This is a genomic window from Nonomuraea sp. JJY05 (genome assembly GCF_043496855.1).
Lineage (GTDB): Bacteria > Actinomycetota > Actinomycetes > Streptosporangiales > Streptosporangiaceae > Nonomuraea.
Genome location: NZ_JBIEIS010000010.1, coordinates 174,697 through 197,306 on the forward strand (window position 1 = coordinate 174,697; position 22,610 = coordinate 197,306).

The 22,610-nt window shown below is 66.0% G+C and carries 21 protein-coding genes and 1 pseudogene; 13 read left to right on the forward strand and 9 right to left on the reverse strand.

Annotated features, from left to right (window positions below; translation table 11 throughout):
- The first annotated feature begins 103 nt into the window (after positions 1–103).
- Positions 104–1,042: an ATP-binding cassette domain-containing protein gene (locus ACFKCF_RS17710; protein ID WP_394494810.1), complete on the forward strand. Its 939-nt coding sequence runs from the start codon at positions 104–106 to the stop codon at positions 1,040–1,042.
- Entirely contained in the window at positions 1,039–1,788 is a 750-nt protein-coding gene (locus ACFKCF_RS17715) for an ABC transporter permease (protein WP_394494812.1), read from the forward strand. The genes ACFKCF_RS17710 and ACFKCF_RS17715 overlap by 4 nt, the downstream gene beginning before the upstream one ends.
- Here the strand turns inward: ACFKCF_RS17715 and ACFKCF_RS17720 are convergent.
- Complete coding sequence (locus ACFKCF_RS17720; RefSeq protein ID WP_394494813.1) at positions 1,772–4,912, reverse strand: BTAD domain-containing putative transcriptional regulator; 3,141 nt, start codon at positions 4,910–4,912, stop codon at positions 1,772–1,774. The genes ACFKCF_RS17715 and ACFKCF_RS17720 overlap by 17 nt on opposite strands.
- A gap of 215 nt (positions 4,913–5,127) precedes the next feature.
- Here ACFKCF_RS17720 and ACFKCF_RS17725 point away from each other — a divergent pair, with 215 nt between their 5' ends.
- Positions 5,128–6,120 (forward strand): PQQ-binding-like beta-propeller repeat protein, encoded by a 993-nt coding sequence (locus ACFKCF_RS17725; RefSeq protein ID WP_394494815.1) that lies wholly within the window; start codon positions 5,128–5,130, stop codon positions 6,118–6,120.
- Positions 6,121–6,192: 72 nt separating this feature from the next.
- On the opposite strand, the gene ACFKCF_RS17730 is transcribed toward ACFKCF_RS17725, so the two are convergent.
- Positions 6,193–6,357, reverse strand: a complete 165-nt coding sequence (locus tag ACFKCF_RS17730; protein ID WP_394494817.1) for a hypothetical protein — start codon at positions 6,355–6,357, stop codon at positions 6,193–6,195.
- A gap of 84 nt (positions 6,358–6,441) precedes the next feature.
- Here ACFKCF_RS17730 and ACFKCF_RS17735 point away from each other — a divergent pair, with 84 nt between their 5' ends.
- The gene (locus ACFKCF_RS17735; protein WP_394494819.1) at positions 6,442–7,455 is read left to right on the forward strand and encodes a LysR family transcriptional regulator; all 1,014 of its coding nucleotides are present in this window, start codon (positions 6,442–6,444) and stop codon (positions 7,453–7,455) included.
- A gap of 134 nt (positions 7,456–7,589) precedes the next feature.
- Here ACFKCF_RS17735 and ACFKCF_RS17740 read toward each other — a convergent pair whose 3' ends face one another.
- Positions 7,590–8,339, reverse strand: coding sequence for a DUF6461 domain-containing protein (locus tag ACFKCF_RS17740; RefSeq protein WP_394494821.1), 750 nt, complete (start codon positions 8,337–8,339; stop codon positions 7,590–7,592).
- Between the two features lie 208 nt (positions 8,340–8,547).
- Between ACFKCF_RS17740 and ACFKCF_RS17745 the strand changes: the two genes are divergently transcribed.
- Positions 8,548–9,036 carry a hypothetical protein gene (locus ACFKCF_RS17745; RefSeq protein ID WP_394494822.1) on the forward strand — a complete coding sequence of 163 codons (489 nt, stop codon included), beginning with the start codon at positions 8,548–8,550 and terminating at the stop codon, positions 9,034–9,036.
- A 320-nt stretch (positions 9,037–9,356) separates the two neighbouring features.
- Here the strand turns inward: ACFKCF_RS17745 and ACFKCF_RS17750 are convergent, their stop codons facing one another.
- Complete coding sequence (locus ACFKCF_RS17750) at positions 9,357–10,232, reverse strand: alpha/beta fold hydrolase (protein ID WP_394494823.1); 876 nt, start codon at positions 10,230–10,232, stop codon at positions 9,357–9,359.
- Positions 10,233–10,475: 243 nt separating this feature from the next.
- Here ACFKCF_RS17750 and ACFKCF_RS17755 point away from each other — a divergent pair, with 243 nt between their 5' ends.
- Positions 10,476–12,026, forward strand: a complete 1,551-nt coding sequence (locus ACFKCF_RS17755) for an ISL3 family transposase (RefSeq protein WP_394495104.1) — start codon at positions 10,476–10,478, stop codon at positions 12,024–12,026.
- Between the two features lie 280 nt (positions 12,027–12,306).
- On the opposite strand, the gene ACFKCF_RS17760 is transcribed toward ACFKCF_RS17755, so the two are convergent.
- The 3 genes from ACFKCF_RS17760 to ACFKCF_RS17770 are packed head-to-tail and all read right to left on the reverse strand — an operon-like array spanning position 12,307 to position 13,220.
- Positions 12,307–12,741, reverse strand: coding sequence for a nuclear transport factor 2 family protein (locus ACFKCF_RS17760; RefSeq protein WP_394494825.1), 435 nt, complete (start codon positions 12,739–12,741; stop codon positions 12,307–12,309).
- Positions 12,738–13,028, reverse strand: a complete 291-nt coding sequence (locus ACFKCF_RS17765) for a DUF4265 domain-containing protein (RefSeq protein ID WP_394494827.1) — start codon at positions 13,026–13,028, stop codon at positions 12,738–12,740. The genes ACFKCF_RS17760 and ACFKCF_RS17765 overlap by 4 nt, the downstream gene beginning before the upstream one ends.
- Positions 13,029–13,070: 42 nt before the next feature.
- A complete protein-coding gene (locus ACFKCF_RS17770; RefSeq protein WP_394494828.1) occupies positions 13,071–13,220 on the reverse strand; it encodes a hypothetical protein in 150 nt (49 codons plus the stop codon).
- 459 nt (positions 13,221–13,679) lie between these two features.
- On the opposite strand from ACFKCF_RS17770, the gene ACFKCF_RS17775 reads away from it, so the two are divergent.
- The 4 genes from ACFKCF_RS17775 to ACFKCF_RS17790 all read left to right on the forward strand — a co-directional run bounded on the left by ACFKCF_RS17775 (position 13,680) and on the right by ACFKCF_RS17790 (position 16,879).
- Positions 13,680–14,033 (forward strand): hypothetical protein, encoded by a 354-nt coding sequence (locus tag ACFKCF_RS17775; RefSeq protein WP_394494830.1) that lies wholly within the window; start codon positions 13,680–13,682, stop codon positions 14,031–14,033.
- Positions 14,026–14,289, forward strand: a complete 264-nt coding sequence (locus ACFKCF_RS17780; protein ID WP_394494831.1) for a hypothetical protein — start codon at positions 14,026–14,028, stop codon at positions 14,287–14,289. Before ACFKCF_RS17775 ends, ACFKCF_RS17780 begins: the two co-directional genes overlap by 8 nt.
- A 536-nt stretch (positions 14,290–14,825) precedes the next feature.
- On the forward strand, positions 14,826–16,583 hold the full coding sequence (locus tag ACFKCF_RS17785) for a hypothetical protein (RefSeq protein WP_394494833.1): 1,758 nt from the start codon (positions 14,826–14,828) through the stop codon (positions 16,581–16,583).
- A gap of 2 nt (positions 16,584–16,585) precedes the next feature.
- Positions 16,586–16,879 (forward strand): hypothetical protein, encoded by a 294-nt coding sequence (locus tag ACFKCF_RS17790; RefSeq protein ID WP_394494835.1) that lies wholly within the window; start codon positions 16,586–16,588, stop codon positions 16,877–16,879.
- A gap of 8 nt (positions 16,880–16,887) precedes the next feature.
- On the opposite strand, the gene ACFKCF_RS17795 is transcribed toward ACFKCF_RS17790, so the two are convergent.
- Positions 16,888–17,349, reverse strand: a complete 462-nt coding sequence (locus ACFKCF_RS17795) for a hypothetical protein (RefSeq protein ID WP_394494837.1) — start codon at positions 17,347–17,349, stop codon at positions 16,888–16,890.
- Positions 17,350–18,261: 912 nt separating this feature from the next.
- Between ACFKCF_RS17795 and ACFKCF_RS17800 the strand changes: the two genes are divergently transcribed.
- Positions 18,262–19,593 (forward strand): PQQ-binding-like beta-propeller repeat protein, encoded by a 1,332-nt coding sequence (locus tag ACFKCF_RS17800; RefSeq protein ID WP_394494839.1) that lies wholly within the window; start codon positions 18,262–18,264, stop codon positions 19,591–19,593.
- Between the two features lie 33 nt (positions 19,594–19,626).
- The gene (locus tag ACFKCF_RS17805; protein WP_394494841.1) at positions 19,627–20,406 is read left to right on the forward strand and encodes a hypothetical protein; all 780 of its coding nucleotides are present in this window, start codon (positions 19,627–19,629) and stop codon (positions 20,404–20,406) included.
- Between the two features lie 466 nt (positions 20,407–20,872).
- Here the strand turns inward: ACFKCF_RS17805 and ACFKCF_RS17810 are convergent, their stop codons facing one another.
- The gene (locus ACFKCF_RS17810; protein WP_394494842.1) at positions 20,873–22,264 is read right to left on the reverse strand and encodes an IS1380 family transposase; all 1,392 of its coding nucleotides are present in this window, start codon (positions 22,262–22,264) and stop codon (positions 20,873–20,875) included.
- Positions 22,265–22,400: 136 nt separating this feature from the next.
- Here ACFKCF_RS17810 and ACFKCF_RS17815 point away from each other — a divergent pair.
- A pseudogene (locus ACFKCF_RS17815) lies at positions 22,401–22,595 on the forward strand (replication initiator); the annotation flags it as partial.
- Between the last annotated feature and the right edge of the window lie 15 nt (positions 22,596–22,610).

Sequence of the window (22,610 nt, forward strand, 5' to 3'; positions counted from 1 at the left end):
GTGGCCGTCAGGCCCTAGAGGGCGATCAGATGCGGTGTCGTGTCAGCGGCCGCGTCAGTACGGCATCGGTCCGATATCAGAGTGCTCGGCGATGGTTGACGCCATGAACGGTTCAGCCATTGCGGCCTCGGGGCTGCGGAAGGCGTACAAAGACAAGGTCGTGCTCGACGGCATCGACCTGAACGTCCGGAGCGGCACGATCTTCGCCCTCCTCGGGCCCAACGGCGCCGGGAAGACCACGACGGTGAACGTGCTGACCACGCTGCTGACCCCCGACGCGGGGAAGGTGGTCGTCGCCGGGCACGACGTGGTCACGGAGACCAAGGCGGTGCGCGCGGCGATCGGGGTCACCGGGCAGTTCGCTTCGGTGGACGACCTGCTCACCGGCGAGGAGAACCTGCTGCTGATGGCGGATCTCCTCCACTTGCCCAAGGGCAGACGCATCGCCGGCCGGCTGCTCGACCGGTTCGATCTGGTCGAAGCGGCGAGCAAACCGGCGGCGTCCTACTCCGGCGGCATGCGCCGCAAGCTGGACCTCGCCATGACGCTGGTCGGCAACCCGCAGATCATCTTCCTGGACGAGCCCACGACGGGACTCGATCCGCGCAGCCGCCGCACCATGTGGGAGATCATCCGGGAACTGGTCGCCGACGGCACGACCATCTTCCTCACCACCCAGTATCTCGAGGAGGCCGATCAGCTCGCCGACCGTATCGCCGTGCTCGACCAGGGCCGGCTGGTCGCCGAGGGCACCGCGGACGAGCTCAAGAGGCAGGTTCCCGGCAGCCACGTCCGACTGCGGTTCACCAGCCGGCACGCGCTCGACCTCGCGGCACAGGTCCTGCACGCGTCCACGAGGGACGACGAAGAGCTGACCCTGCGGGTGCCCGGCGACGGCGGGGTGAGGTCATTGCGCGCGCTGCTCGACCGGCTCGACGCGCATTCCGTAGAGGTCGAGGAACTGTCAGTGCATACACCGGACCTGGACGACGTCTTCCTCGCCCTCACCGGTCACGGCAACAAGGAGGTCAGCGCACGATGAACGTCATCTCAGATTCCGCGACCATGCTGCGGCGCAACTTCCGCCACACGATGCGAAATCCCCTGGCGCTGTTCAACGGCATCGTCATGCCGATCGTCCTGATGTTCCTGATGGTCTACGTGCTCGGCGACGCGTTCAGCGTCGGCGTCAACTACGCCGATTACGCCACGCCAGGGCTGATCCTGACGACCATCTGCTACGGCATCAGCCCCACCGCGATCGCGGTGAATTCCGATATGACGACCGGATTCATCAACCGGCTTCGCGTCATGAGCGTGTCCCGGGCCGCGGTGCTGAACGCGCACGTGATCGGGACCGTGCTACGGGGCCTGTTGGCCATCGCGCTCGTCACCGGCGTCGCGTTTCTGATGGGATTCCGGCCGTCGGCGAGTTTCTCGCAGTGGCTCGGCGTGATCGGCATCGTCGTGCTGACGGTGCTGGCGATCGGCTGGCTGACCGTCGCGTTCGGTCTCGCCGCGAAGTCACCGGAAAGCGCGGGCCTCGTCGGCGTGCCGCTGATGCTCCTGCCCTTCTTGAGCAGCGCATTCGTGCCGGCCGACAAGATGGGGCCGGGTGCGCGGCAATTCGCCGAGTACCAGCCGTTCACCTCGATCATCGAAACCCTGCGCGGGCTGCTGACCGGCGCGCCGTCGACGGGCTCGGCCATCACGGCGATCGCCTGGTGCGTGGCAACCATGTTGATCGGCTACTTCTGGGCGCGCGCGTCCTTCACGAAGCGAGCGTGATCTCGGCCAGCTCCCGCCAATCCCGCCGCTGTCCGTCGCGGGTCGCCTCGGCGAAGACACTTTCGCCGAGGCGATTGCGCGTCTCCGCGGTGATCCTGGAAGCGTCCGGCTGCGAACGATCCGGCGTACCGCGTACGCCGTCGCTTGCCGCGAGCAATCGTACGGCCTGCTCGTAGTGTCCCTGGCGCAGCGCGAGATCCGCGATCCCGATCAACACCTCGGCGGTCGCCGGTGGGAACGCGTGCTCCACGGCCACGTGGAACGCCTCGGTCCGATACGCGCGGGCCTGCTCGAGGTCCTCGGTGAGGTAGCCGTACAGATCCAAGGTCTTGGCATGGATGGAGCCGACCCGTTCCGCGTCGCCCAGCACCGCCCGCACCGTGGCCAGGTGCTCGTGTACCTGGTCCGGCTCGCCGCGCCAGCGCGCCAGCTCCGCCTTCGAAAGCGCCAGCTCGGCAAGCGCGTCCGGCCATGTGATCCCGCCCGCGCACCGCTGCGCCTCTGCCATGGCGGACGTGCTGGATCGCTCATCGCCGAGCAGCCAGTACAGCCGAGCCTGCCGCGCCCGCAGGCCGATCACGTCCTCGGTCGCGCCTATCTCGGTCAGCGCCACAGCCGCCTCTTCGTAGTGCTCACACGCGCGTGCGAACTCGCCGCGCATGGCGAGCCGATCGGCCAGGAAGGACAGCGCCAAAGAGATCCCCCACCGGTCACCCAGCGTGCGGAACTCGGCGAGGGCGCTCTCGGCGTCGATGTCCACGTCGGTCTCGTCGCCGCCGAGCATGAGCCGGAACCGGCCACGAGTGAGCCTGGCCTGGGCGCGCACCCACGGATCGTCGTCGGCGATGAGCGGCTCGATCGCGGGCAGGAACTCCATCGGACCCTGCAGCATCCGCTCCAGCAGCGCGACGAACCCGAGCAGCGGGTGGCGATACCCGCTGCGCTGGGACAGCCGGTGCGCCTCCTCGATCCACTCCCGCGCCTGATACTGATCGCCGCCGACCCCGGAGCTCAAGAAGATCGCCACGACGAACCACGCCAACGCCCGCACCTCGTCGGACACCTCACCGGGCAGCGAGGCCGCCGCGATGCTCAACTCGATGCCCTCGGCCCTGTGCCGACTGAAGTAGTACCAGCCTGCGGCCCCGACCAGCCGCATCGCCTCCTCGGCCCATCCCTCGGCGATCGCCCCGCGCAGGGCAGCGCTGATGTTGTCGTACTCGGCCTCGAGCCTGGACAGCCATTCCAGCTGCTCGGCGCGGCGCAGGTGCGGATCGGCCGTCTCGGCCAGCTCGGTGAAGTACGCGAGGTGCGCCCGGCGCGCCGACTCGCTCTCCCCGGCTTCGGCGAGCCGGTGCGCCGCGTACTCCCTGATGGTGTTGAGCATCCGGTAGCGCGGCGTGTCCTCGCCGTCGGTGAGCAGCAGCGACTTCTCGATCAACGCGGTGAGCACGTCGAACACCTGCTCCCCGGCGAACGACTCGGCCCCGCACACCCGTTCGGCCGCTTCCAGGCTCGCCCCGCCGGAGAACACCGAGAGCCGTCGCAGCACGCCACGTTCGGTCTCGGTCAACAGGTCCCAGCTGTAGTCCACGACCGCGCGCAGCGTCTTGTGCCGGGGAAGCGCCGTACGGCTGCCGCCGGTCAACAGCCGAAAACGGTCATCGAGCCCGCGCGCCAGCTGATCGACGGACATGGTGCGCAGCCGTGCCGCGGCCAGTTCGATCGCCAGCGGCATCCCGTCCAGTGCCCGGCAGATCCGCGCCATGGTCGACACGGTGTGCGCGTCGGAGCCGATGTCCTTGCGCACCAGACCCGCGCGGTCCCGCAGCAGCCGCACCGCGGACGAGGACGCGACCTCGGCGGGGTCGGCTCCCTCCGCGGGCAGCGCGAGTGGCTCGACCCCCCACAGCACTTCCCCGAAGATACCGAGCGGCTCCCTGCTCGTGGCCAGGATCCGCAGCCTTCGGCACTCCCCCAGAAGGCGATCCGCGAAAGCCGCGGCCGCCTCGATCACGTGCTCGCAGTTGTCCAGGATCAGCAGCATCGTGCGCTCCCGGAGCGCGTCGATGAGCCGATCCATCGGGTCCCCACTCCGCGTGCCACCGAGCAGCGCCTGGTCACGCAGGCCGATCGCGGTAAGGACGGCCTGCGCCAGCTCACCGCCTGCCCCCACCGAGGCCAGCTCGACCAGCCACGCCCCGTCCGGCAGCTCGGTGAGCATCGTGCGCGCGGTCTCCGTGGCCAGCCTGGTCTTTCCGGAGCCACCCGCCCCCGTCAAGGTGACCAGCCGGTGCCCGATGGCCAGAACGGCGACCGCGGAGATGTCGTTGTCCTTGCCGACGAAGCTCGTCAGCTCGGCGCGCAGGTTCGTCCTGCGGTTCTCCGCCCGCTCGCCCAGCTCGCCACGGAGCAACGCGGTGTGCAGCGCGGAGAGCTCGGCCGACGGATCGGCGCCCAGCTCCTCGGCGAGCCGCTCGCGCGTCCGCTGGTACAGGGTCAACGCCTCGTTCCCGCGCCCCGCCTCGGCGAGCGCGCGCATCAAGGCTGCCACGAACCCCTCCCGCAGCGGGTACGTGGCGACCAGCTCGGTCAGCTCGGAGAGCAACTCCGAGCCATGGCCGAGGCGGATGTCGGCATCCACCCGATCCCCGAGGGCGGCAACGTAGAGTTCGTTCAGACGCGCGACCGCGGCGTCGAACGCATCGCTGCCCTGCAGCGCGATGTCCGCCATGGCCGTACCGCGCCACAAGGCCAGGGCCGAGCGCAGCAGATCCGCCCGCGCCGCAGGCTCGGCGGCACGGGCCTGACCGACCAGGTGCTCGAACCGGCACACGTCCACGGCCTCAGGAGCCACGGCCAGCCGGTATCCGCCGGAATCCGCCTCGATCACACCGTTCGGCAACACCCTGCGCAGCCGGGACACCAACGCCTGCAAGGCATTCACTTCGTCCGCGGGCGGCTGTTCGCCCCAGATCCAGTCCACCAGCCTCGCCCGGGTGACGATCCGGCCAGGATCGAGGGCGAGCGCGGCCAGCAGCGCGCGCAGCCGAACCCCGGGAACCTCCACCACGGCCCCGTCACCGTTGCGGACCTCGAAGGGTCCGAGCAATTCGACTCGCACATCAGCAATTGTGCCGAACCGTGGCGACGACTATCGCCACTGCCCGCAATCCGCGAACCCCGCCGAACCTCCATCGGACCGTTGCCGCAGGTCGGGCGAGCGTGTTGGATGCCCCTGCGGCGCCACGGACCCGTGACGGCCAGGCTCTCACAGGCTGCCCGTACGGCTGACGCCGCGGGTTGGTGGAGCCGACCTTTGCCTGGTGCACTGGGTGGATGATCGGGATGACACTGTGGGAGCGGCAGCTCCACCAAAGGGGTTCCGCGTACACGTTCGCAGTGGCTGAAGACTGTGTGGTGGTTCATGAGCGGCATACCCGGCTGGTCTGTCTGAATCGCCATGACGGCTCCGTCCGATGGGACATTCCGCTAGGAACTTGGCCGCGTGGCCTCGTCATCGCCGGCGATCGCTGTCTGGCGCTGGCACAGGACAGCGATCAACTGTCCTGCGTCGAGCTCACGACGGGATCCACGGTGTGGCGCGCTGGTTTGCGCCCATTCTCGGGGCATGTCGTAGCCGCCGCGGAGACGGTCATCGTGGGCGGATGGCGAGATTTCACACCCATTGCCGCCTTCAATGTGGAAGACGGACAGCCTCTGTGGAGGACACAGCGGCGTACGCACACGGTGCTTCCTCTGCCGTGGGGCGGCGGTGTGCTGCTGGGGAGCGGCACGAAAGCGTGGCTGATCGATCCACGAAGTGGAAGGGAACTGAACAGCTGGCGACTGCCGGAGCCACTGACTGGCACCGATGATCGCCCGGCGTTCACCATGATTGACCCCGACCGTTGCCTGGCTTCGTGCGGGCCGCGATCCGTTGCGACCCTTCGACTCTCGGGTCTTGTCGACCGGTTCTTCGATCATCATGCCGATCTTCGGCCCTCGGCCGCGGAGTTCGTCGGCGGCGTGCTGTGGCTTCTCGAGCGGCAGGGGGGTTATCTCGCTGTTGACCCCGAAGACGGATCGGCATTGTGGAAGTTCGACATTGGGCAGCCGTTCGCCGATGGGGTGGGGCGAGGCCGCGAGGGGTTCGTGATGGCCAGCCAGGGCGGCGTACTCTTTCACCTCCGGTCCGACGGGCACGTCCTGGAGCGGTCCTCGTCGGTCGCCAGGGTTACCGCACTGCGAGACGTGGGAGCGGGAGAGATGATCATGGTCACCAAGGGCACGTTGAAGATGATCGTCCTCGGCCCGCACCCGAAATCATGAGGTCCGCTGCCGCCCATGCCCTGGGACTGGACACGACTCGACAGCGGGGTGCCGCAGCCCGCCGTCCTGCCACTACGTCAACTTCCTGTGCTTCGCTCTCTTCTTCGTCAACTTCTCGGGCGGCCCGCTTGTGACGTTCTGAGCCGTCAGCCCCGGCGGGTGGACCAGGCTCAGGAGGACGCCGATCTGGGCGGACGACAGCGGCATGCCGCTGAGCAGCTCTTTCATGGGGATCATGGGTCCAGCCTGATGGAGATCGCGACGCGGGGTCCAACACCGGAAAGGCCGGGATCAACGCGGATCTGTTGTTAATGTTGCCGCGTGGACCTGCATCCCCGGCTGCTCAGGGTGTTCGTCACCGTCGCAGAGGAGCTGCACTTCGGCCGCGCCGCCGCCCGCCTGTACGTGGCCCAGCAGGCAATCAGTCGCGACGTGCGGCGGCTGGAGGAGCAACTCGGGGAGGCGCTGTTCGTCAGGTCCACCCGGCGGGTGGAGCTGACTCCGGCGGGAGTGCGGCTGCTGTCCGGGGCCAGGAGGCTGCTCGCGCTGCATGACGAGCTGGTCGCGGAGGTCTCCGGCGCTCGGGGGCCGCTGCTCGTGGACGTCAACATGCAGGGGCACGAGCTGCCACTGCCGCTGGTCAGGGCCAGGGAGCTGGCGCCGGGAGCGGAGATACTCGCCCGTTTCCACGGCGGGCTGGCCTCCGGGGCGGCCGCCATGCGGGAGGGGCGTCTCGACGTGTCGTTCGGCCGGTTCGCCGGACTGCCCGCTCACGTGCGCAAGGGGCTGGCCCAGGTGCCCGTACGGCTGGATCCGCTCGCCGTACTGGTGCCCGAGGACCATCCGCTGGCCGCGCTGGAGGAGGTGCCGCTCGGCGTGCTGGCCGATTTCCCGCTGGACGCGATGGCGGGCAATCCCGCCACCACCGAGTGGGCCGACCTGGGTGAGCGCCTGGCGGAGGAGTTCGGGCTCACCCTGGCCACGCCACACGTGCCACCGGTCGGATCCCACGAGATGGGCCTCTACCTGCAACGGCACCGAGAGCCCGTGCTGGCCACGGCGAAGGTCGGCGGGATCCCCGGCGCCGTGGTGCGGCCGCTGGTCGATCCGGTGCCGCTCGCCCTGGAGAACCTCGTCTTTCCCGAGAGCCTGCGGCACCCGGGCCGGGACGCCCTGCTCCAGGCCGTTACGGAGCTCCGAAGCGTAGGGCACTGGCTGCGCCGGCCGCTGCACTCCTGGTTGCCTGAGGCTGACGAGGCGCTGCTGAGGCGGTCGGGACATGGTGCCGGGAATGACCGTCTTCAGGGCGGGCTCCTGCCAGCCAGAGGGAGGTAGAAGACAGCCGCGTTGACTGCTCGCTGCGGCTTCTTCACACAGCACCTCAATCAAGGCCGCCACCTCGTCGTACACGACGCCGCCGGTCGGGCCTCGCGCTTGGCCGGCGTGTTCCCGCCGCGCCTGTCGGGCCCTCAGCCGTTGGGCTGATCGCCGATCACATAGCGGGTATGGGATCCGTTCATCCACTCCCTGTCGATCTCCCTGCCCGTCACCCTGCCGACCAGGGTCAGGGCCGACGCGAGGCAGGACGCCATAGGCGGGCTGTATCCGCCGGTGGACAGGGCTATGAAGTCCTGCCACTCCTCGGGGATGTCCTCCTCCCCGTAGTCCTCCTGCCCGCTCTCGAGCCGGGCCTCCTCCCACGCGCAGTACTCGAGCCAGCCCGGCGGCAGATCGGGGTCGCTCTTCCAACTGGAGTCGTCCAGGTCGAACTGCAACCCCAGCGCGTAGCGGTCGAGCGCCCGAGGATCGCTGCCCCAGCGCCGGCCGGGGACAGTGACGCTGAAGCCCGTGACGTACTCGCCGTCGACCGCATATTTCAGATCACGCGGCCCGTTCAGGTCCCAGCCCACCAGCAGGGCCCGCCCGCCGTACGAGAGATCCCGCAGAGCCCGGTCGCAATCGAATCCCTGCACCTGAACGATCTGCGTCCAATCCGCCGTCAACCGGCCCGCCCAGACGACCCCCGTATCACCATGAGAGGGCTGCCCGCGCAGGACATCCGCCCAGGTGCACGGGATCGCATCGTCCACCTCCGCGACCGATGCGCCCATTCGCCGGGCGGCCTCCCACACCTCCAGACCCTCCACCCACGCGGCCATGAACCACTCGCCCATGCCGTAGGACCGGACGAGGCGCCAAAGATGCTCAGACCGCCGCATTCCTGCTCCCTGCCCACTCAGCGCTCAGCGCTCGCTCCCGAGGCGACTCGGGCGGCCACCCGAGCAGTCCATGATCGGTGCCGCACCGCGGCTGTAATGTGACACGCGAACTGGCCGCGTGCCCAAAGAGCCGCCCAGTGTGAGATCGCCGTAGCGACGATACTGGCACCGTTGTGAGGCCGAGCAGGCACAGGCGAAGGAGCCGCCGATGATCACCGACCCAACGATCGCCCGGATCGGCGAGGGGGTGACGCTGCACCACCACCAAGGCCAGCGTGAGGCCGCTCGCGACGTGTTCGCGCAGATCTGGGACGACATCGGCGGCGAGCAAGGCGACCCGCTGCACGTCTGCGTCCTCGCCCACGCCATGGCCGACGTGCAGGACGACGCGCACCAAGAGCTGATGTGGGACCTGCGAGCGCTCGCCGCCGCCGATCTGATCACCGATGAGCGGGTGGCGGAAGCCGGGGTGACGCTGTCGGTGGCCGGCCTGTACCCGTCGTTGCACCTCAACCTGAGCGAGTGCTATCGCAAGCTGGACGATCTCGGCCGCGCCCGCGAGCACCTCCAGCAGGCGCAGGCCACGATCGGCGCGCTTGGCGACGACGAGTATGGGCAGCTCATCAAGAGCGGCATGGAGCGGATAGCCGAACAGCTGGGAGGCGAGCCTCTACCGGAAAACGGCCACCTCGAATGACGGCAGGCGACCTGGCATCTGACCGAGGAGAGCGGTGTGCATTCTGCCGTGGAACAGTTGTCCACCGAAACCACACCATCAAGGCAGGTCGTCTCCGCGTGTTCGCCGTACCGGTCCCGATTCCCAAGTGATGAGTGGTACGAGGACGTCGTGCCACTGGGCGACGAGCCCAGCGGCCAGTTCGCGAACATCCTCGACATACCGGGGTGGTGTGCCCGATGCCGCGGTGGCTTCTCATGCCGGGGCTGCCGCACCACCATCGCGTGACGCAGAGGGACCCGATCTTGATAACGATGTCCGGCCCCGCCCCTCAAGGCGGGTCACAGCCGGATCAGGTCGGCCACCTCCTCGGGCAGTCCGGGTGAAGTCATGACATGGCCCATTCCGGGCACGACGTGCAGTACCGCGCCCGGAATCGCGGCAGCCAGGGCCTTGCCGTGACCGATCGGATAGAGCGGATCCTGGTCGCCGTGCACGATCGAGGTCGGCGCGGTGATCGACGACAGCGGGGCGAGCAGGTCAGGGGCGTCCATCCACACGGCCCGGTGATGGTTGGCCGCGGCCGCCGGGTCGGCAGCCCGCGACAGCGCCAGCTCGAGCATCGCCCGGACGGCCGGCTCGTCGAACGGCCGAACCGGCCCGTTGAAGACCCGGAACAAGGCCACGTCGGACTCCACACCCGGCGGCAGTCCAGCGGCCAGATGCGCGAGAAACGCCGGTGACGGCGGCGGCAGATCATCCGGGTCGGCCGGCTCCCCGGCCAGCGCCCGTGCCCGCGCCGGACCCGGATCATGACCCATCGGCGAGCTGGACATCACGGTCAAGGACCGGACCCGGTCCGGCGCGTGCACCCCCAGCCACTGCGCGATCATGCCGCCCAGGGAAGTCCCAGCCACATGAGCGGAGCCCAGTCCATAACCGTCCAGCACAGCCAGGCAGTCGCGAGCCATATCCCCGATCGTGTACGGATGAGCATCGAAGTCGACAACGCTGGACCGACCGGTGTCGCGATGATCGAACCGGATCACCTGAACCCCACGCTCAACAAGCCGGCCAACCAGCGCATCAGGGCAACTGACACCCTGAGCAGCCGACCCCATCACCATCAAAACAGCGGGAAGCCCAGGATCCCCGATCCGCTCAGTCCAAATCCGCAGCGGCCCGGAGGCCACAAATCGCTCGTGCGCATCCAACATGGAGGCACAGTAACGGCTACCTGCTGCCGAACACCGACATTTACCGGTGCCCCGGCCACCGTAGCCAAGCGCTGAAGTCCAGCCGGCGCTCAACATTGTCGACGACGCGTGAATACTGGGTCTGGCACACATTCCGTGATCTTCCGGTGGACTCGGCTCGCGGCTTGTTGATCATATTGAGTGATTGTCTCGGAGCTGCTGGAAGTCTTTCTCCCTCACCTGGCCGGCATCTGTATCGAGCGGGTGTTCCGCTCCGGTAAGTCGGTACGGATCCAGGCCAGAACGGGCACGTGGCAGGCGGTATGTCCCGCGTGCGGAGGGGTGTCGGAGAGGGCGCACAGCCGATACGAACGGCGGCTGTGCGATGCCGCCATCGGTGGTCAGGAAACCTTGATCCATCTGCTGGTGACGCGCTTCTTCTGCCACAACCTGGAATGCGGCAAGCAGACGTTCGTCGAGCAGGTGCCCGGGCTGACCGTGCGCTACGGCCGCCACAGCACTGCCCTGCTGCAGACGTTACGGGTGATAGCGCTGGCGCTGGGTGGCCGGGCCGGTGCCCGGCTCACCGACCGGCTGGCCACGGCGGTGAGCCGGATGACCTTGATCCGAATCATCCGCGCCCTGCCGGAGCCCGCTCTGCAAGCTGGGCCCCAGGTGCTCGGAGTGGATGACTTCGCGCTGCGCCGGGGCCACCGCTACGGCACCATCCTGATCGACATCACCACCCGGCGGCCCATCGACATGCTCGACGAGCGCTCCGCCGACGCGCTGGCCGCTTGGCTGACCGACCACCCCGGCGTCCAGATCATCTGCCGCGACCGCGCCGGCAGCTATGCCGAAGGCGCCGCCCGCGGCGCACCTGAGGCGACCCAGGTCGCTGATCGCTGGCACATGTGGAGAAACCTCGGGGAGGCCGTCGAACGCACCCTGGCCAAGCACCGCACCGTCCTGCGTGAGCTCCCGCCGCTCACTCCACCGACCGAAACCCGCGAAGCCGGCGCCCGGCCAGCCAAGCCAGACACCCAATCACCGGCTCGAACAGGACCGCTGGCCAAGCGGACGCGACAGCGGCATGCTGCCATTCACCACCTGCTCGCCCAGGGACGGGACCTGCGCGCGATCGCCGCCGAGCTCGGCTTGGCCCGCAACACCGTGCGCCGTTTCGCCCGCGCCGCCACTCCCGAGGAACTGCTGGTCAAGGATGGCACCGGACGCCGCCCGCGAGGCTTGGACGCCTTCGAGCCCTACCTGCGCCAGCGCTGGAACGACGGCTGCGCCAACGCCGAACAGCTCTACCAGGAACTGCGCGAACGCGGCTATCGCGGCGCTCCGACCACCGTCCGCCAATATCTACAGCCCTGGCGCTCAGACACCACCAGAAAACCTCCGCTCCCAGCTCCGCCCACAGTACGACAAGCCACCGGATGGCTGCTGCGCAACCCCGCCACCCTCACCGCTGATGAGCAGCGCCACCTGGACGCACTCACCACCGCCTGCCCACCCCTGGCCAGGCTCTACGACCACGTCCGCGCCTTCGCCGACATGATGGTCAACCGGCACGGCCACCACCTCGAACGCTGGATGGCCGCAGCCGACGCCGACGACCTGCCCGAACTACGCTCCTTCATCACGGGCCTGCGCCGCGATCTCGACGCAGCCCGCGCGGGTCTGACCTTGCCCTACAGCTCCGGCCCAGTCGAGGGACACGTCAACCGCATCAAGATGCTCAAGCGACAGATGTATGGACGAGCCAACCCCGATCTCCTGCGCAAACGCGTCCTACTCGCCGACTGAGCCCACCCCTTCACGGAATTCGTGCCAGACCCAGAATTCGGCCGTCGTTGACAAACATCAGAGTGCCTCAGCTAAATAGCAGAAACCACGCCATGCCTCAGACACGCCGGCAATGCCTCACATCAATTTGCAGACGACAGGAATCGTGGCTGCTCAAGCGCCTGAACAGCGCAAGCTTTCGCCCAGGAACCCACTTCAAAGATTGGCTCATCTCGGGAGTGCCCCGGGCAGCGATATTTGGACCGAGTCGGGGATGCCTGATGCCGTTTCCCAGAAGAGGCTAGGCGCGCAAATGACGGCTGACATCGCCGACCAGGTGGATCCGGACGTGGCGTTCCGCGAATCGCCAGCTTCCGTCACGGCGCTCAAAGCGGTCGCTGTAGCGTCCTGCGGCAACGGGCTGCAGCGGAAAGTCGGGCAGGGCCTGAAACACGGTGACGTATGAACGCGCAGCGGCGGTTCCTGCCTCCTCGTCAATGTCGACGGCGAGGTTGGTCGTGACGTGGTGAGTGCGCGGCGTGCCGTCCTCGTAGAGGATCACGGTGTCGCGGAGCATCTTCTCGACGGCTTCCCGGCCATGGACCGGTGCGCCACTGCCGATGAACACCCCGTCGGCGAACAGTTCGCCGACGCCGACGAAGTCTCCGGTGTCGACCCGTTCGGCGTACTTGGCGATCAGATTGGTGATGGCGGCCGTATCCACAGTTGTGCTCATGGCCTGAGGGTATGGGCTCGCGGAGCGAGGTAGCCGGCTTCGTGCTCGTGAACAACCGATCGCTGTGCGCTTCGCCAGGCGTCGGTGATGCAGGACTCCTCGAAGTGCCACCATCCATCCATTCGGCCTCGCGTCAGCAGCGCCCTAATCTGCCCGAAGTCTGCGTCAGCCGGCACGGTGAAGGCGACCAGGGGAAGCTCCGAGCCGAAGGATTCCCCGCCCAGGCCGAACGGTGCCGACCGCTCGTGCACGGCCTGTGCGCTTCGCCCCAACGGTCCATCGGGCACCGGCGGACCGGACGGGTGCAATTGCCCGACGCTTCCACCCGCTCACAGGACCCAGTGAAGGCCGTCGTCGTCGGTGATGAAGCGCACGACGTCGCCCTCGGCGCCCCCGTCCTGCAGAAATGGGACGTTCACACGAGCGCTGATCGTGGATTCGTCGGACGCGGTTGTGGAGTCTGCCTGGAGCACCTGCATGATTGGCACGAGAAGATCACACTGATCTGGCCGACGGCGGGTTACAGGGTTCGTCCTTCTTCGCGCGCTGTCTGCAGAAGACGGGCTGTGTGGGCCCGCGGTGCCGTACGGAGATCAAAAAAGCCCCCTGGGATGATCCCAGAGGGCCTTTGAGCTGAAGCGCGGCCGAGAGGACTCGAACCCCTAACCTTCTGATCCGTAGCCAGTTCGAGATCGTCCACGAACGTCTACCAGTGCCAGAAGTGCCTGCTCAGCGGCTTCTCGGCTTGATCAGCTTCCATGGGCGTACACTGGCGTCCGGGGACGTTGTTAGCAACAGCGTTAGCAAGATCCGGCGGAAGTCTATCCTGACGATTACGCGATCCGGCCACCTACATCGGGGCCTTCGACCTGCGATTCCAGGGTGGAAAGGGTGTAGCGGTATCGGTAGCGTGGAGGCGTACAGCTTGGAGGTCAACGATGTCCACCCCGCATCAGGACGGCGAGGCACTGATCCCTCGCCCGCCATTGACCACCGCTGCCCTTCGGGCGGCAGTCGCTCAGATCGCTCCGGCCTACCTCGGCCAGTTTGTTGACCATCTCGACCAGGCGACAGAGCAGGCGGCGAGGCAGAGCACCGTCGCACCTCTGCAGAACTTCTTGCAGCAATGGGGCGAGTTCGTAGCGATTCAGCGCCATCCTGCCCGAGCGGCCCGCCTACAGGCGTTGGAGGCAGAAGTCGCCACGGCCACCGACAGAGTCAAGTTGGCCACCGCCTTGGCCGAAATCACCGAGATCACGACATCCGCGCGCCGAGAGGCCGTCGGTGAGTGACGCCTGGACCTGGGAGTACAACCCCGACGCCGAGCATGTCATAGCTGGGCTCCCGCCGACCGTCATCCTTGAGGTCGAGCGGCTTGCCGACCAACTCGCAGTCCTCGGAAGGGACGCGATCCGCGCCGGTAGAGGCCCGCTGCATGGGGGAGGTCTTCGAACCCTCGATTTGTTCGGCGGACGTGGGTTCCTCAACTTCATCGTCGCGGAGCATCTGCTGCTTGTGCTGATCGTTCGCGTTACCTGGATAGATTGACGCGACCTCCGTTAGCAAGATCGTCCAACCGTAACGCTCCGCTGGCGTGGCCATCACCTGAGCCGTAGTTGCCCGATGGCAAGACCCGACGAAGGAGGGGCTTGGCGGCGATCGCCCCGACCACGAACGGCGCACAGAAGTAGGCGATCGTCACGGCATCAACTGACTGGCCGGGTTCATCTTGCGATGCTGGGGATTGGCGAAAATCTCCCCCGCGCGTCGCCGCATCCTGTGAAGCCAGACAATTGAGGCGTAGCTGGGGCGAGATCCGAAAAGGGCCAGTATTCGGACCGGTATGCCTCCATGACCTTCGAGACGCCTGTGTTGGGAGAGGGGGTCTTCGTCGGCTCTGTCTCTTTGACCTGCGCAAAGAGTCTGTTCCTCAGGAGTCGCGGCTATGCGTGGCCACATCCAGACTTATTACGACTAAGCGCACAAGAGTGGTTCAGCTTCCTAATAGGAATGTATAACGCGTTTACCCGAGACGCCCGTTGTGCTTGACTTCCGCCGTGTAGCCACACCCTCCGGGAGGGGGCATGGGGGAGTTCGTCGGGATCGACCCTCGCGGCGCGGGTCAACTGATCCGGCAGATGGAGACCGGCAAGGACATCCTGGGCCGCACCCGGCACGGCCTTGAGACGGCCATCGCGGAGGCAGGCGCATCGTGGACCGGTCAGCAGGGAGTGGCCGCCCTGCACCGGTCTTGGGCGTTCTTCGACGACACTCAACGGGACCTCAAATGGCGCATCGACACCCTCAAGCAGATGGTTCCGACCTCGGGGGGCAGCCTGTTGAGCGGCGTCTTGACGTTCGCCAGCGAGACGGAGGCCGCTCGTCAGGGGAAAGCCGATGCGACAGCCATCGCTGGGGCGCTCAAGCAGCATGAGATCGAGAACTCGGTGGAGAGCTGGCGCAAGGTCACTGCCGCGACGGCAGCGACCAAGGCGAAGTTGAACGATCCCGCCTACGCCGCTGCCTTGCTGGCCGCCCTCGGGCCGGACAAATTCCGTGCGCTGTTCATGCACTTCATGAAGAACAGGGGCCCGGCCATGGACAAGGGACTTTCGCCCCACGCGCTCAAGGAGGGGAAGGAGACTCTTGGTCCGTTGGCCGAGGCGTATGCCAACGCCGAACGTGCGGGAAGGCTGGGTGAGGAGTGGGGCGAGAAGTTCATGAAGACGACCCAGCCGGGCGTGTTGACGGCGCTGGTCGGGATGTCCAAACCTTCGACCAGGCTCCTTAACCAGGTGGCGGTGCGGGTGCTCGGTCGTCCACTCACTGCGGATCTGCCGACAAGCGAGAACTGGAACCTGAACGTGCTGGTGGAGGCGTATGACGCCAATCCGCAGGCGTTACAAACGCTGCTGGCCGAGAACAAGGACGCCCCGGGCTGGTTCCTGCATCCGCAGCGCGCCCGGATGAGCGGCATCCCCGACTTCGAGAAGAAGCTGGCCGGCGTTCTGGACAAGGCGTTGAAACCTGGCGCGGGAGTGGACAGCGTGCGTGCTCAGGCGTGGGTCAACATCATTCGGGAGATGGGTGCGGAGGACAGTCCGTGGATCGGCGGCTCGTGGGGGACGTTCAAGGATTCGCCGATCAGCGAGACTCTCGCCAAGAACGTCGCGCCCTACCTCGACCAGCTCGCCCGCGGACAGTCCAAGCGCGACTCGCCAGAGCTGACACGGCTGTATCCAGGGCCGCCCTGGGACGGCGTCGACCCGGAGGCCGCGTCCCGGTTCATGGGCGGGCTCATGCAGGACAAAGACGCGGCGAAAACGTTGATGAAGGCGATGCAGGACTACACCGTGGGCATGGACATCGGCCGGTTCAGGCCGTTTGGGGACGAAGCCACCCAGCACGAGTTCACCTCCCGCGCGGCGCTTGCCGGAGGCGCGGCGAATCTGATGCTGGCCGGCTCGACCTACGCGGAGTGGACCGACGATGAGTACGCGGACTGGCTCGCTGACGTCGCGCTGATTCCCGTCTCCTGGATGTCCAACAGGTTCTGGCCCATCCAAGACGCCACGGCGGCCACAGTCCGAGACGTGGCGCTGGATGAGGCCAAGAATGGCCTCAAGGGAATGATCACGGATTACCTCGACAAGAAGACCCCGGCCGCGGCCGGGGACGTCGCGGACAGCATTGTGCAGCAACAGGCCGCGTTGGTGAACGCATCGCTCGCCCAGCATGGTCAGAAGCCGTTGACCGAAGACCAACGCAATGAGGTGCGGATGGCGATCCGCGGGCGTCTCTACGACGGATTGAAGAAGGCCCTGGAAGCGCGAGGAGGCTGAGCATGACCATCCCCAGCCAAGGCCAGCTGCTTCAGCAGGCCGCCGAGAAGGAACAGGTCGCCGCCGCCCTCACGCGGTACGCCGAAGACTTGGATGAGGTCTTCGCCGGCACGCTGGCCAGGCCGCAAGGTGTTGACGCGTTCTGGAAGGGGCCGGCTGCGGGCCGATTCACCTCTCAGGCCGTGCAGTTGGCCCGCGAGATCGACTTGCTCCGGGAAGACTGCACATCCACGGCCGACCGTCTCCGTAAGCAAGCCCAGGCCGCACGCGCCGAGGCCGCCCAGCTGCCCACCTAGACTGGAGGCTAGCTTTCACGTTCGTAGCAGCTGGTCTTGCCCACGATCATGATGTGCGGCTTCTGCCCGTTGCGCACGGTCACGAAGAAGGTGATGCCGGTCTGCGGATTCCGCAGCACTGCCGCGCCGAGATTCTCATCACGAAGATCGAGGTCATCCACAACCTTGTTGTAGCCGCGTAACCGTAGCCAACTCGCCATCAACCCGACCGCGCTCCCCGGCGTCTGCTTATAGGGCGGCCCAGTGAGGTCACCCTGCGCCCGAAAGAACCGCTGAACATGACCCTTCAAGCACCCTACTTCGCTGTCCCGGTCCGCTCTTTCGGTCGCGGTGGCGGAGCCTGCGGCGGCTAGGTCCTGAGAGGCGAGTAGTTTGTCGCCGTCCGCAATGAGCAGCTTCGCGGCCTCGTCCAACGGGGGTATGTCGGCGTCCCCCGTGCAGCTCGTCACCAGCATGAGCAAGACGAGCATCGCGGCAGTCGATAACTTGCGGGCACCCTGGCGCACGACCCGGACACTACCTAACCCCCGCTCCGGCGTACACCTCTCATGCGTGCGCGCTATGCGTCGGGACTCGGGCACGTATCGGGCACGATCAACCGCAAACGATCAGTGATAGCCGGACAGCGCCGGACACACGAAGAAGCCCCTGACCCGCATTTCTACTGGTCAAGGGCACTTAACTTCAGTTGAGCCCGGCGCCTCCGGCAGGATTCGACCTGTGGCGCCCGGTTTAGGAGAGCGGAGACGTCATGGCCGGTTCGCATCGCCTGAGCTGGGCAAAGCTATGCATAGAACATCTCGCTACGAAGATCATCCCGCACATGTCCCTGACCCGGCGAGTCTTCACATGGGAAAGGTTCCCTGTGGGTCCCACCGCAGATCCCGGTTGCCAGCCCGTTACTATGCCGCTGGTTCACCTCGGCTGCTGCGATCTCGGAGGCGCGTCGGATGATGTCGGCCTCCATTTTGGCCTGGATGAACGTGACGAAGACCAGGGACAGTGTTGCCGCGTTGGCGGATCGAGAGACCCTTCAGAGAGACCTAGAACGATCTTCCCGGTAATTGGATCGTATGGTGTCGGGAACCACCAAAGCTGGTCATGCGTTTGTCTCCATCGACGGCAGCGTTAACGAGCGGCAAGAAGGAAAGCAGTGTCCGAATTGTGCTCGCTTGTTAATGGATCGAGCCCAATCGGATTTCACCTATTTTCGGATTGTGGGCATTATGGGCACTCTTCTCTCGGTCGACAGGCGCCCAAACGGCCTATCCGCAAAAATGCTGAATACCCGTCATGTTCACGTCAAATCTTCTTAATAGCGGACATTATGGACGGAAAGGATGGCAGTAGTAGGCATGCCCCCCTCGCCCGCGCCTCAGAGCATGTCACGAAGATCATTCGTTGCCCGCGTGTCCCTTTTGCCCTTCTGTGCAACTGTGATCACTACCTATGCAATCACAGGGGACACGGCACGCCCTGGCACACCGCACTGCCCATCCTGGCCTCAACCCGTTCGACAGGCCACGCCATCGCGATGGCCTCTGCGCTTACCCGGTAAGTCGCACTCCCTCGTTCTCCTAGATAACTGGCTGTACGGAGCGGGAGACGATCGAACCGCATGGTTGCGAGAGTCGCGCAATGGGCACCTAGTTTGGCGCAAAACCGTAAAATTCACGCCCTTCTCCCCGAATATATCCGAGTCCTCGCGAATCATTGTCGAATCGCGACAGGTCTTCATCGGCGGACAAACCAAAGATCAAGGGGATGAACTCACGGCCTTATGTGCCGCAGACGGGCGCCACATGTGGCAGCACACATTCCCCGAAGGCGGCCTGGCCGCCGTACCCCTTCCTGATGGGATCCTGGCGGTAACCAATACGGCCGTATATGGAATGTCGAAACTGACGGGTGAAGTCCGCTGGCAAACCAAGATCAACGGGAGTGGGCAAAGCTCAGCATTGCGGCTCGGTGACACACTCCTGATAGCGAACACTCACAGCGGGGTGGTAGCACTAGACGCGAGAACCGGGCAAGTACGATGGTCGACCAATTTCCCGGGAGCGGACCAGCTGGCGTTGAAGACATCCGGCGACAGCGTGCACATGATTGCCCACAGGAGCGTCGAGAAAACCATCCACAAAAAGGGAGTCGGCACTGCGAGAGTCTTCGAGCCCGTCAACACGGAGGTGCGGACCGTATCGGCCACCACGGGCCATACACGGTGGTCCCGCTTCCTGCCACCTCTCGGCAGCACCGCACTTGCGGCCGAAGGTCTACTTTACGTGCCAGCCGAGCATCGGCTCCTCGCCCTGAACTCCGACACGGGGAAGATGGTGTGGTCTACGCCCTTGCCGCAGAAGAACCTGTCGCCCGAACTTCACCTCCACGATGGTTTCCTCCTCGTTAACCCGACCGTATCCGATGACACGGGCCTGTATCCCCTGGGCGCATTTGATCCCCAGACAGGCAAGAGACGGTGGCTTACAGGGCTCAAAATGCCGTACAGCGTCGGCACTGGTACCCCCGGGATGGCGTTGACCCACGGCATCGAACTGACGGCCATCGCCACAGACGCCGGCGAGGTGATCTGGTCCACTCCCGTGCCCAAAGACTCGAATCTGCTGGTGGGCCGCGAGTTGGCATACATCTATGACGTGTACACGGCGCAGCTCAACGCCTACGACATCGGCACCGGCACCGAACTGGTCGTTTGACCACTCGACGTTACCGAAAGGAACGAGAAGGCCGTGACAGGCAACGAGTCGTGGCGCACACCCAGCAACAAGCTCGCTCTCACTGGGACCATGATCGCCTTCGCGTCGCTGATAGTGAGCGCCTTCGCTCTAGTCGTCTCGTGGGAGGCGAACGAGACGACGAAAAAGGAGGCCGAACATAGGGGGCAGCTGGACCTGTCTGTGGTCTCCGCGCACCTCACCAAGCCATCGAAGGGGGCGGCGCAGGAGAGAGACGCTTCGACCAAGACAGCAGAGGTTAGCGTGCCCGCAATCGACATCACGCTTAGTAACCGTGGAAGTGGGCCAGCAATCGTGAATAAAGTCAGAGTCACCGTATTGCGCTCGGAAAACCTTGGAAGTTGCTGGGCCGTAGGTGGCCCTGTGAGGAGCTCCGCCACTTACCAGTTCAGCGTTCCCGTCTCCAAAAAGACGCCGTTCACCATGACGAAGAATACCAACTTCGAGGTCGAGTCAGCGAAAGTCCAGCGGTTCACCGTGACTATCGGTCCTAGCGGGCAAGAAGCAATGCTGACTCCCTGGATAGGCGTCACCGCCATCGAACTTCACGACACAGATGATGGTTACATTAACATCGGGACATTCGCCCTGGTTAATCATGGAGAGGATCCCCACATCCAGCCCCAAGGATCTTCATGGAAGATCGACCAGCCGGATAACGCGGGCTGCATGCGCTTGAACGCCAGAAGCGTGGACGCCATCATGCAGACTCCCGGAATCATGCCGTCCACAGAGTTCGCCGCGCTGAACCGCGCCTTGAAGCGCTTCAGGTAGAGGGGGAATACAGGAGCAGATGCTGCGCAAATACTCGTCAGCCTGACTCGGTTGATTGGGAGTTGGGGGTCGAGTAACTATCGCCGGTGCTGCCGCCTACACCTGTCAGGCCCGGTAAGGGGCTGACAGGGAGAGAACAGGTCGTTGCCCCTGGTACGTCACGCCTGGACCGTCTCACGCCCGACAACACCAGCCGCGTGTACTGCAACCCGATATCCAGCCTCCGCTTGGGTCTGAGCCTCGCCATGATTCGAGGCCGCGCACCCGCTGTAGGAGGGCGGTGGCTGTAGGACTCACGTGCCTAGCCTCGATCTTTCTCGACCTTGAGTTGGTCGGCTGAGAGGTTCGGCTGGAGGTCGATTTTCCCGCTGTGGTCAGCGTGGGTGCCCGGCTGTCGCGCCGGGTGGGCGGGGTTCCACGGGCCCGCGGGGTTTCCTTTCCTGGTCGTGGAGCGGGTTGGTGCTGGTCAGGTTGGTGCCGGCAGGGCGTGCAGGCGTGCCAGGGCAGTAAGGATCTGGCCGGCCCAGGGCCATCGCGTGGGGATGCGGAGACGCAGGCGGCGGCCTCCGTGCACCAGGCGGCCGGCGACGGCGAGCAGGCGGAGCCGCAGGCGTTTGGGCTCGTAGCGGCGGGCGTCGGTGTCGTGCAGGGCGAGCATTTGCATCCACGCGAGCAGTTCGCAGGCCAGAGCGACGATCTCGAGCCAGATCTGGTTCTGGGTGAAGTCGTGCAGGGGCAGGTTGCGCAGGCCGGTGTCCTTGGCGGCGCGGATGCGGTCTTCGGCGCGGGCGCGGCGGCGGTGACGTAGTTCCAGATCGGCGAGCTGACAGCCGGGGGTGCCGGTGACGAAGCAGGTGAAACGGTGTCCGTCGAGGTCGGTGAAGCGCAGTTGGGCGCCGGGGTGCGGGCGTTCTTTGCGGACGATGACGCGCATGCCCTTGGGCCAGCCGGTCAGGTCGAGCAGGCCGGTGAGTTCGGCGACCCAGGCGCGGGGCCGTGGTTGGCGGTCGGCGTTGTAGGCGGGGGTCCAGGCGGTGGCGGGCAGTTTGAGGATGGCAGCGGCGATGTCGTCGGTGATGGTGAAGCCGATGGAGTACTTCAGCCAGCGTCCGGGGCGGGTGAGCCAGTTCAGGAATTCGTGGGTGCCGCCACCGGAATCGGTGCGGATGAGGACGTTGCATCGCTGGACGCGCGGTAGCTGGGCCAGGGCGAGCCGGGTGGTCTCGATGTGGTCGGCGGCGGTGTTGAAGCCGGCGTTGCCGGGCCGCAGCAGCAGGGTCAGCGGTTCGCCGCCGCCGCCGCCGCCGTCGCCGTCGCCGTGATGGTCGGCGAAGGCGGTCATCGGGTGGAAGCCGTAGCTTTTCTTCCAGGTCGGTGCCGCGTGCTGCTTGTCGGAGTGAGAGATCACAATGGTGGCGTCGAGGTCGACGATCACGGGCTGGCCGTCGGTTCCGGGGGCGTGATGACCGGCCAGCTGCCAAGCGCGTTCACGCGCGGTGGCGCGGGCGGCGCGGATGGCCTTCAGCGCGCGGACCTCATCGGCGGCGAGCCGGTCGATCAGGCGTGAGACGGTCGGGTCGGAGGCGACGGGGCCGAACAGTTCGGGCTGGGAGCGCAGCATGGCGATATCGGCCAAGCAGTCTCCGCCGAGCGCCAGGGTAAGGGCCAGATCAGTGATGATCTTTGCGGGGTCGTGGACGGCGCGGCTGGGCCGCCACCGCTCCAGCCGCTCGGATAGGGCTTTTTCCACTCCGGTGATGCGCAGCATCTGCACCAGCAGCAGACCCCCGCCGTGTGAGACCAGCCCACGGCCGTCGGCGGACACAGTGATCTTGCTGCGGGAAGCGGTAGAGTTCACTCGGAAAGTGCCTTCTGATCTGGGGTGGACGGGGCCTTAGACAAGTCCGATCCTCCCAGTTCAAGGGCACTTTTCTTATGTGAACGATCAGGTCGGCTCAAATTCGCCGTGAAAGCCGCAGGCTAGCGTGACCTGCATGAATACCGATGGAGCTGACACAGCAAGCAAGAAGGTCGACCACTACGACCGCGCCACCGGCCAACTCCTTCACCGCTACACCACCCGCCACGAACCCGACGGCGTCCTTCGCCTGCCGTGCAAGACCCGCCGCGCCTCTCGCTGCCCGGCCTGCGCCGAGGTCTACCGCGCCGACACCTACCACCTCATCCGCGCAGGGCTGATCGGC